This is a genomic window from Moorena sp. SIO2C4 (assembly GCF_010672485.1).
Lineage (GTDB): Bacteria > Cyanobacteriota > Cyanobacteriia > Cyanobacteriales > Coleofasciculaceae > Moorena > Moorena producens.
This window is the reverse complement of the sequence record NZ_JAAHGN010000721.1, coordinates 1-3,937: the sequence shown is the minus strand read 5'-3', so window position 1 is coordinate 3,937 and position 3,937 is coordinate 1. Positions and strand designations below refer to the sequence as shown.

At 42.8% G+C, this 3,937-nt stretch carries 2 protein-coding genes and 1 pseudogene; all 3 read right to left on the bottom strand.

Translation table 11 applies throughout. From position 1 onward, the window contains the following. Window positions 1–119 precede the first annotated feature (119 nt). Window positions 120–355: pseudogene (locus F6K20_RS40900) on the bottom strand (hypothetical protein). A 599-nt stretch (window positions 356–954) separates the two neighbouring features. Next, window positions 955–2,565: an FG-GAP-like repeat-containing protein gene (locus F6K20_RS27860; protein WP_008187157.1), complete on the bottom strand. Its 1,611-nt coding sequence runs from the start codon at window positions 2,563–2,565 to the stop codon at window positions 955–957. 911 nt (window positions 2,566–3,476) lie between these two features. Beyond that, a partial coding sequence (locus tag F6K20_RS27855; RefSeq protein WP_287296842.1) for an S-layer homology domain-containing protein occupies window positions 3,477–3,937 on the bottom strand: 461 nt, incomplete at its 5' end.

Sequence of the window (3,937 nt, the reverse complement as noted above, 5' to 3'; positions counted from 1 at the left end):
TACTGGCTTCCCAAAACGGCGCTGCATTCTTTCGTCCCTTGAATTTGTAAACACCATTACACGCATTTTTAATAATTATACGGGTATAAACAATACCCAAAATCTACTTTATATATACTTTATATAACTATTATGATTTTTTTTATAGCGTTTCTCATAGTCATGATGTACAGAGTTTTTTTCCTATTCCCTATTCCCGATTCCCTATTCCCTATTACCTATTACCTATTCCCGATTCCCGATTCCCTATTCCCGATTCCCTATTACCTATTCCCGATTCCCGATTCCCGATTCCCGATTCCCGATTCCCGATTCCCGATTCCCTATTCCCAGAGCCGCTGTTACCTATTCCCAGAGCCGCTGTTACCTGTTCCCGAAAATCCCAAAATTATGTACCTCACCTAATTAAAAAATGCTAGATATCACAACATACATATAACTATCCATAAAATAACTAATATAAAAATATTGAGTTTATCTTTCATCGAAAACTAATCCATTAGGTAATCGAACCATAGGTTTTATTATAAACATGGCTTAGGCAGTAATTATACTGGTAAGGTGCCTTAATAACGTAACCTACTACTTATGGCATTTGGAGTGATAGCCTTTAGAGTGATAGGGTTTCGAGTCCAGTTTTGGGTAAGTCCTAAGCAAAAATGATTATTTTATAAATCTTGAACTTTTATAAATCTTGAAAATTGATAGCTATATAGCCTTTATATTTGAGTTGTGAACATACTCCCAAAGGCCAAGAGGCAAGAGGCAAGAGGCATCCATGCTAGAGGGGAAACAGCTCCGGAGTTTTATTGTCCAATAAAAAAAAGACCATACAGGTTTACATCTCATTTGTAAACGCTATATAACGTCTCTACATGTAAGCAATCAGCTAACGCACCAAGGGCTTTAGCTGATTGCCCTTGGCTAAATACTTAGGTAATTGAAATTACGTATTTAAACATAACTTTGCCAACTGGGATCAGTTACTGGCTCAAGCCTCTCCAGGCGATCGAACCCATTAGCATTCATCAGCCAGACACTATTTTGTCCATCGTCGAGATTGCGCCAGAGGATATCATCGACACCATTATCATCAATGTCGAGGGTACCATGGATTACCTCCTGACCACTACTGATTGGTGAGGAGATCAACACTGATTCAATGTACTGAGTCCCTTCCATCCTCCAATAGTAAATAGTTTGCTCTTGAGTATTGCGCCAGATAATATCCCCATCACCATCTCCATCCAAGTCTCCCGCTGCCCTCATTTCCCAAATACTAGTGACTGGTTCCGATTGAATGAACACCTCCTGAGCCACAGTAGTGCCATTCATGAGCCAGACTTTATTTTCCCCAGTGGAAGTATTGCGCCAGAGAATATCCTCTTGATTATCACTGTTAAAATCTTCGGTGCCACGAATTTCCCAGTCCAGGTCTGGAGTTGGGGTGATGGACACTGCATTCTGAAACACCGATCCTGCCATCAACCAGATGCCAGTTTCACCAGTAGAGGTATTACGCCAGAGAAGATCCTGTTGTTGATCAGCGTTGAAATCCCCTGCACCCTGCATTTGCCAAGGACTGTCCGCTGCTTCTGTTGGTGAATGAATTGTTACGGCTTGAGCTAAGTCGAGACCATCCATCAGCCAAGCACCATTGACTCCGGTCTCGTCATTACGCCAGAAAATAGTCACACTCTCGCTGATAGTGGATTGGTCATTGTCGGTAATGGTGAAAGTGGCACTGGGAGTCTCACCTAATTGATAGTCGGGACTATTCTCAAGGGTAATAATGACAGTTTCTTCCCCTTCTGCTATACCATCGGCAATTGGGGTAAGCTTGAGATCTACTGACTCCTGACCTTCTGGAATAGTAACGGTACCAGTTAGGATGGGCTTGTAATCTGAGGGGCTAGCGGTGCCACTGACCGTGTAAGTTACCTCTAGGCTTTGACTAATGTCTCCGGTACGGGTGATGGTAATACCACCACTTTTTGGCACAGTTTCGGCTAATGTGCCATCAGTAGGGGTAATGGTAAGTTCAGGAAAAGTAATAACTGGGCCAGCTTCCACTGCTGGTGTTATTTCAATAACGTCGATCCGCGCTAGTTCATCGGTTTGATTCCCCAAACTATCCGCCACGGCAGAGATTTCAATCTGATCCCCTGGAGTCAGTGCTACGTCTTCAAAGATGGGATTAGGATTGGATAAACCATCAAATATAGAACCAGTCAACCCGATATAATTACCAGAATTGGGTGTGTCTATGGGTGGATTGCCCTTTTCTCCTGGGTTTTTATTGAAAATATATCTACTAATTGGGATACTGTTGACACGAAGTGTCAGGGTAGCTCTGCCATCTGATTCATCAAAATGGGCAATATTAAAATTATAGTTACCAGCAGGACCGTCAGCTTCTGTCCAGGTTAAACGAATGAATGCTGGTTCACTAGTATTGGTTTTGGGAATCTCGATAGCTTGGCCACCGGAAGCAATGTCACTATCAAAAACTATGTAGTTCTCTAGACTCAGCCTAGTTGTGTCTTCTGCCTCAAATGTTGGCATAATTACTATTATCCTCTCCTTTTTAGGGAATAGGGAACAGGGAATAGGGAATAGTAGGAAAGAGCTCCGAGTAGTTTTTGGTGTTATGATAAATCCCTATTGGAGTACATGAAATATTTTCAAAAGTTATATAATAACGATTGCTAGATTGGATATGAAACTTTTTTAAATCGAAATATTTTTAACTTTTACTTAACTAAATAATGGCTGATTATTGGATAATAGCTAAAAGTATGTATTCCTACTCGCTATAGTATAGCAAGGGAAGTATAGTTTAGGACATAGTCTTTTAGTTGAAAGGGACTTCGGAGCAGGGAGCAGAAGATGTCTTAAGCTTTACTTCGACTGCTATAATGGGAATTTTTTTATCAATTACCATTACTATAGATGACATAATTATGATTCGATGTCACTAAAAAATCACTTACTTCATCAAATCTTTACAGTTTTTTTTCCGGATTAATTTCTAGTCTTCACGTTTATACAGCGGTTTGCAATTCAAGGTACAAACTTCTCGGTTTTTAGGGACTTCGGAGCAGGGAGCAGGGACTGAGGCCGTGGGCCACGCGGGGCGCGTTCGGAAGAGGGAAGAGGGAAGAGGGAAGAGGGAAGAGGGGAAAAAATCCTGTGTACCTGATAGTTATGCAAACCGCCGTATCTCTGGTTTACATCTCTATTTGTTGGTGAGAAGCGACGGAAAACGGCCAACAGACAGAGTTCAGGGAGGGAGGAATAAAATAGAGACTTTGGGGCAGTATTCAATCGGGTTTGTGATCAATCCCAGGGTACCGGAATTGATATCATCAGGTGATGTAAGCTATCAGCTGATACGCGACACGCTGATAGCTGAGGTTGTTTACTTGAGGTCTGATCAACAGACGTTTGTTGTGGGCTTCTTAAAGGATAATGTGCTACTTCTGAGTAATGGGCTGCTGGACACAGTTGAGCATACGCAGAGTAGCAGCAGCGGCATAGTTCCGGCGTGCTTGAGAATCGGGCAAGAAAGCGTTACCCCTTTCGTTGAGGGGAGATGCCACTTGGCAGTAGGCAGACATTTCAGAAATCAGAGCAACAGCCCAGTGACCTTCGGTGTCGGAAAATTGTGTGACTGACTCAGTAGAAACGAGTACCCCTGGCTGCCCTTGCAGGCTTTTGGCAAATTCAGCAGCTTTTTTTTGTACTGCCATCAATTCGGCGCGAGTTACGGACTTATTTGGTCGGAAGGTGCCATCAGGATAGCCACTAACAATGTTGTTGTCCCTCGCCCATTGAATTTTGGCAGCACTCCAGCGCCCAGCCTCAACATCCCGATAGGGCCGTCCTGATGCTTGAGTGGGGACAGTAATAGTAGCACCTGGCAGTTTACCTAAGA

Excerpts from the sequence above, each read along its gene's own strand:
- F6K20_RS27860 (WP_008187157.1), bottom strand. The coding sequence starts at position 2,565 with ATGCCAACATTTGAGGCAGAAGACACAACTAGGCTGAGTCTAGAGAAC.